Here is a 4,207-nt window from a genome sequence, read left to right as displayed (position 1 = left end):
CGCTACCGCCTTGAGTGTCGGCGGAATTTCCAGCGATGCTCACGATGCCTTAGGCCAGGCCCAGCTTCTTCTTGAGCTCGGCATTTTCCTTGCGCAGACGCTCGGCAAGCAGATTCTTGAGGCGCTTGTTTTCTTCTTCGAGGGCGACAAGATCGCGGAGATCGCCGCTGTCTGAGGAAGGTGCGGCAGCCCTCTTCCAATAATAGTAGGTCTGCTCCGATATGCCGGCCTGGCCGACCGCAATCTTGCTGGTCGCGCCGGCAGCGATCGATTTCTCGATCTGGGCAAGCTTCTGGGTGCGTTCATTCTCGGAATATGTTTTGCGGGCGGTCTTAGCTACCACGGGAGCTTCTGCGGCCGCGGGCGCGGGTTTCGCTTCGTTCTTGCGGACCGGCTTTACGAGCTCTGCCTTCGCTTTCTTTCCTCGCGGAACTTTCTTCTTCGATTCAGGCACTTCCACTTTGGCTGGGGCAACTGTCATCTGAACAGTCTGAGCGTCCTGAAAATCGGCCATCATATACTCCGCTTGTGGTTTATCCCCTCCTTCAGCATCAAGGGGTCTTATACTGAAGTCAATGACCTGGGAATTTGGGAGCGGAGCAGCATAGCCCGGCTGCGTCATCTCCGTGGCAATCCTGGACAGGTCGAGATCGCCCCAGATCGAATGGCTTGGCTTCTGCTTACCGCGCCTCTGTTTCATTTCCACGATGAATGGCCGGATCTGGCGCTTCATAGTCTGTTCCTTGATGTGAGCATGACTTGCTAGCCAAGTCGCAGTTTGGGTTAGCGAGTACCCGACGTTATCATATCGCTTTCGCCGTGCTTTATCGGAGAAACCCCGCAACGAGCAAGCGGTGTGTCATGGGCCTAGGGCAATCGGCTCAATGAACGGGGGCAAACATGCCTACCGAGAGAGCGCTGCCTCATACACGCGATGCTCAGGCGTCTAGCTGGCGGAGTCTTGGGAACTAATCTTCTCATGGCGGCGGATGAGCTGGACGCGCTTGTTTTCGGGATGGCGGTCGACAGCGTTCGGGCGCTTCCTGTCCCTTTCACGGAAAAAGTCGCGGAAGTCGCCAACAGAAGCCAGGGCGTCCTGCTTTTCAATTTGCGCATCGATGGCGACATGGAACTTCAGCGCGTCGCCGCCATCCGGTATCCCAGCAATCAGACAGGCGTTCTGGTGCTGGATAAGCAAGGCCATTTGACCAGCCATTGCATGGTCAATGGCGCTTTCTCCAGCTTTATCGCTCCTTTGGAGGACTGGAACACGCTGCCGCTCGCAACGCAGGCCAGGACGAGTATCGCCGGCCCGGCCAGCCTGTTCATCGGCGCTTTACGCAATGCCGGGTACTTCCCGCGTGGCAGGCACTGAAGTTTTGCTGAAGGCCGGATGCTTATATTCTCGTGGCAGTTGGCCATACGGTCTCGCACGGGCAGTACGCGGGTGCATCCATTGAGCCAAAGTCGTCACCGTGAGAGGTTTCGCCGTCGAGGCGCGGTTCATATAGATGCCCATCGTCGTTCTTCCTTGTCAGCTCCGACGCAATCGCACTTTGGCAGGAACTCGTCGATCTCGGGATCTGCTTTGCCGGCGATCCCCTTGAAATCGACTGAGGTCATGTTCCAGACCGCCTCTAGCTTTTCCGCGCGCGTCATACTGTCGATCGCACCAGTTTCATAGGCGGCGATGGCGGCCCGCATAACATCCGGGCTGCGTTTGTCCGAGAGGTCACAGAACCCGTGAAACCAGCGCTCGCGGCCCCAGATCCGGATCGCGAAGAATACGCTGGTGACGTTGCCGGCCTTATACTCAGACATTCCGAACATGCCGGTGCGCATGAAGAGCGGCGGCAGCAAATCGAGCATGAAGTGATATTCTGACGCGTTGATCTCGAACCACTCGGCTGAATAGGCAGTGCCGGAATTGGGATCGATGCCGGGAGTGTCTTTGTGACGGCTGAACAGTTGGTACATCTGCTCGGGGGTGGCGACGCCGTCGAGCACCTTCCTGAAGGGTGGATGTGCGGTCATGAGGTTCTCCTGAAGGCAAGTCGGCCACGCGCGGCATCACCGCGCCATGGCAACTGCTTGGTGTGTTGTGGCTGGCGACGGGCCGAGCCTGCGGCCGGCGCGTGCATCGGCGATGATGGGGTTTGCAGGGGTTCAGGCGGCGCATCGTTCGGAGGAACGCGAAGCGTCTCGACCAACCCCGGTTATGGCACGGACGGCGGCGGCGAGCGCCGGGATATCGTCAAGCATGCCGAGTGCAACGAAGTGGTTGGCCCCGCCGGTGTAGTCCTTACGGCCCTTGCAGGTGCGGATCAGGATACCGTGACCTGAGGACAAACCGAACTGGCCGAYCTGGATGTAGGCGTGGTCATGGTGCAGGGTAATTTCACCGCAAACGGCGATGTCCGCCCTGTTTGAGCGCAGGTCAAAGCTGCCCGACGGCAGGTTTAATTCAGCGGCAAGTTTCTTCAGGCGTGAACGGGCTGTGGTGTGGAAACGTCTCTTCTGCTGCTCGTCGTAGGAGCAGCTTCTGTTCCAGTCGAACATGTCGATCTCCATGAAACGCAAGCGCCCGGGGTCGCGATAGCGATCCCGGGCTCGAGAGTGAGTTGGAACTGAAATGGGTCCGGCGGGAGTGCCGGGCCCGGTGCGAGCGTGATGCCGGTTATTCGGCGGCCTGGAGGTGGTCCGTTTCGTCGCCGTCGATGGTCACCGGCTCATCGGAGGACGGGTCCGCATCGTCGGCGAGGAAGGCCGGAAGCTCGGCGGCATCGCCGTCGAGAGCCGCCTCGTCCGACACGTCGCCGGCGACCGCGTCGCCAGCATCGGCAGACACTTCATCGACCTCAACGCGCAGCGGCTCCGGCAGCCAGTTCGAGCCTTCGAGAAGACGGGCGGCTTCACGGGCCATGATGTCCTTCTTCATGTGGTCGATCAGCTGCGCGGAGTCTGCGCCACGCGCTTCACGGACAGCTTGTAAAATCCGCGCCTTGGTGAGCCTCCCGAGGAACTCGACCGTGGGCGTCCAGCCGGCGTCGATCATGTCGAACTGGAGCGAGCGGCCAAGCACGTCTGCATGCTCGAGCGCCTTCGCTCGCCTGTTCCAGGGTTCGACCACCGCATTGAGGGTCAGCGAGACGCAGTGCGCGAACAGCGCCTTGCGGCTTGCTTCATCGAGGCCGAGAAGGAAGTCCCACAGGCCTTCCGCCTGATCGGGCAAATCGCGGTCCCAGGCTTCGTGCCGCTCGGCGATCTCCTTGGCCCAGGATGTCTCGGCAAGACCGTCGACCTGGCTGAAGCTGCCGCTCTTCATGCTCATCTCCAGGCACGTGTTCGGCGCGAAGCGATAGAAGACCTGCAAGACGAAGGCATGGAGTGCGGCGATGATGGCGATATCGACGTCGCCGGCGAGCGCGTTGCGTAGCGCCAGCGTGCGCTGCGCGGTCAGGTCGAAGACGAGCCGATCGGGCAGTGGCTTGATGCCATCGTCCTCACCGTCGTCGCTAACGCTGTCGTTCACCGGCTTGCCGTTGACGACAACACCATCGCCATCGTCGTCGCCATTGGATCGGGTTCCGCCGTCGCCGCCCCCGTCCTCGCCCTCATCGACGTCGCCGGTTTCGGCCCGCGGCTCGTCCTCGGACCGCACGAAACCGGCGTCGACCTGGAGCTTGCCGTTGGCGGCAAGCGTAACGAACACACCGGCAATGGCCTTCTGGGCGGGATCGTAGCTTTGAGGACGATCATCGATCGCATCGAGCTCGGCACCCAGCTGGTCGAGCTTCGCCTCGATTGCTTCGTCGGCATCCTCGGCCTTGGCATAGTCCGCATCCAGCTTGTCGTATTCGGCCTTTAGCGCGTCGTAGCGTTCGATCTCCTCGGCGCTGAGCTCCTGCGCCTCGGCGTAGATGCGCCGCATGCCGGAGGTGTGGCCATAAGGAAAGCTGATCGCCGCCTCGACCCATTTCCAGCCTTCGGCGCGGATCGCCTCGGCATCCCCCTTCAGCCTGTCGAAGACAAGCTGCTCGAGGAGCGCGGCATCCTGGAACCAGCCGCCGGAATCCTGCTCGAAGAGGTCGCGAAGGATGCCCCCTCCAGCCGCTTCATAGGCTTGGGCGCCGACATAGACGGCCCGGCGATCGTCGGCGCGAACGGTGGTCTCGGTCAGCAGGCGCCTGATGTAATAGGGTTCCTG

General features: G+C 61.1%; 5 protein-coding genes. 1 reads left to right on the top strand and 4 read right to left on the bottom strand.

The features are described 5' to 3' along the window. Positions 1–49 precede the first annotated feature (49 nt). Positions 50–733, bottom strand: a complete 684-nt coding sequence (locus AC1D08_RS33585) for a transposase (protein WP_477425334.1) — start codon at positions 731–733, stop codon at positions 50–52. Positions 734–979: 246 nt separating this feature from the next. On the opposite strand from AC1D08_RS33585, the gene AC1D08_RS33580 reads away from it, so the two are divergent. Further along, on the top strand, positions 980–1,375 hold the full coding sequence (locus AC1D08_RS33580) for a hypothetical protein (protein ID WP_477425332.1): 396 nt from the start codon (positions 980–982) through the stop codon (positions 1,373–1,375). Positions 1,376–1,503: 128 nt separating this feature from the next. Here the strand turns inward: AC1D08_RS33580 and AC1D08_RS33575 are convergent, their stop codons facing one another. The 3 genes from AC1D08_RS33575 to AC1D08_RS33565 all read right to left on the bottom strand — a co-directional run. Further along, positions 1,504–2,034 (bottom strand): DUF1419 domain-containing protein, encoded by a 531-nt coding sequence (locus tag AC1D08_RS33575; protein WP_477425330.1) that lies wholly within the window; start codon positions 2,032–2,034, stop codon positions 1,504–1,506. Positions 2,035–2,166: 132 nt separating this feature from the next. Next, positions 2,167–2,559: a hypothetical protein gene (locus tag AC1D08_RS33570; protein ID WP_477425328.1), complete on the bottom strand. Its 393-nt coding sequence runs from the start codon at positions 2,557–2,559 to the stop codon at positions 2,167–2,169. A gap of 118 nt (positions 2,560–2,677) precedes the next feature. Further along, positions 2,678–4,207 (bottom strand): DNA-binding protein (locus AC1D08_RS33565; protein WP_477425326.1); only part of this gene is annotated, 1,530 nt, incomplete at its 5' end.

It is taken from the genome of Mesorhizobium sp. P2_E6, assembly GCF_056403835.1.
This window is presented reverse-complemented; position numbering and strand designations above follow the sequence as displayed.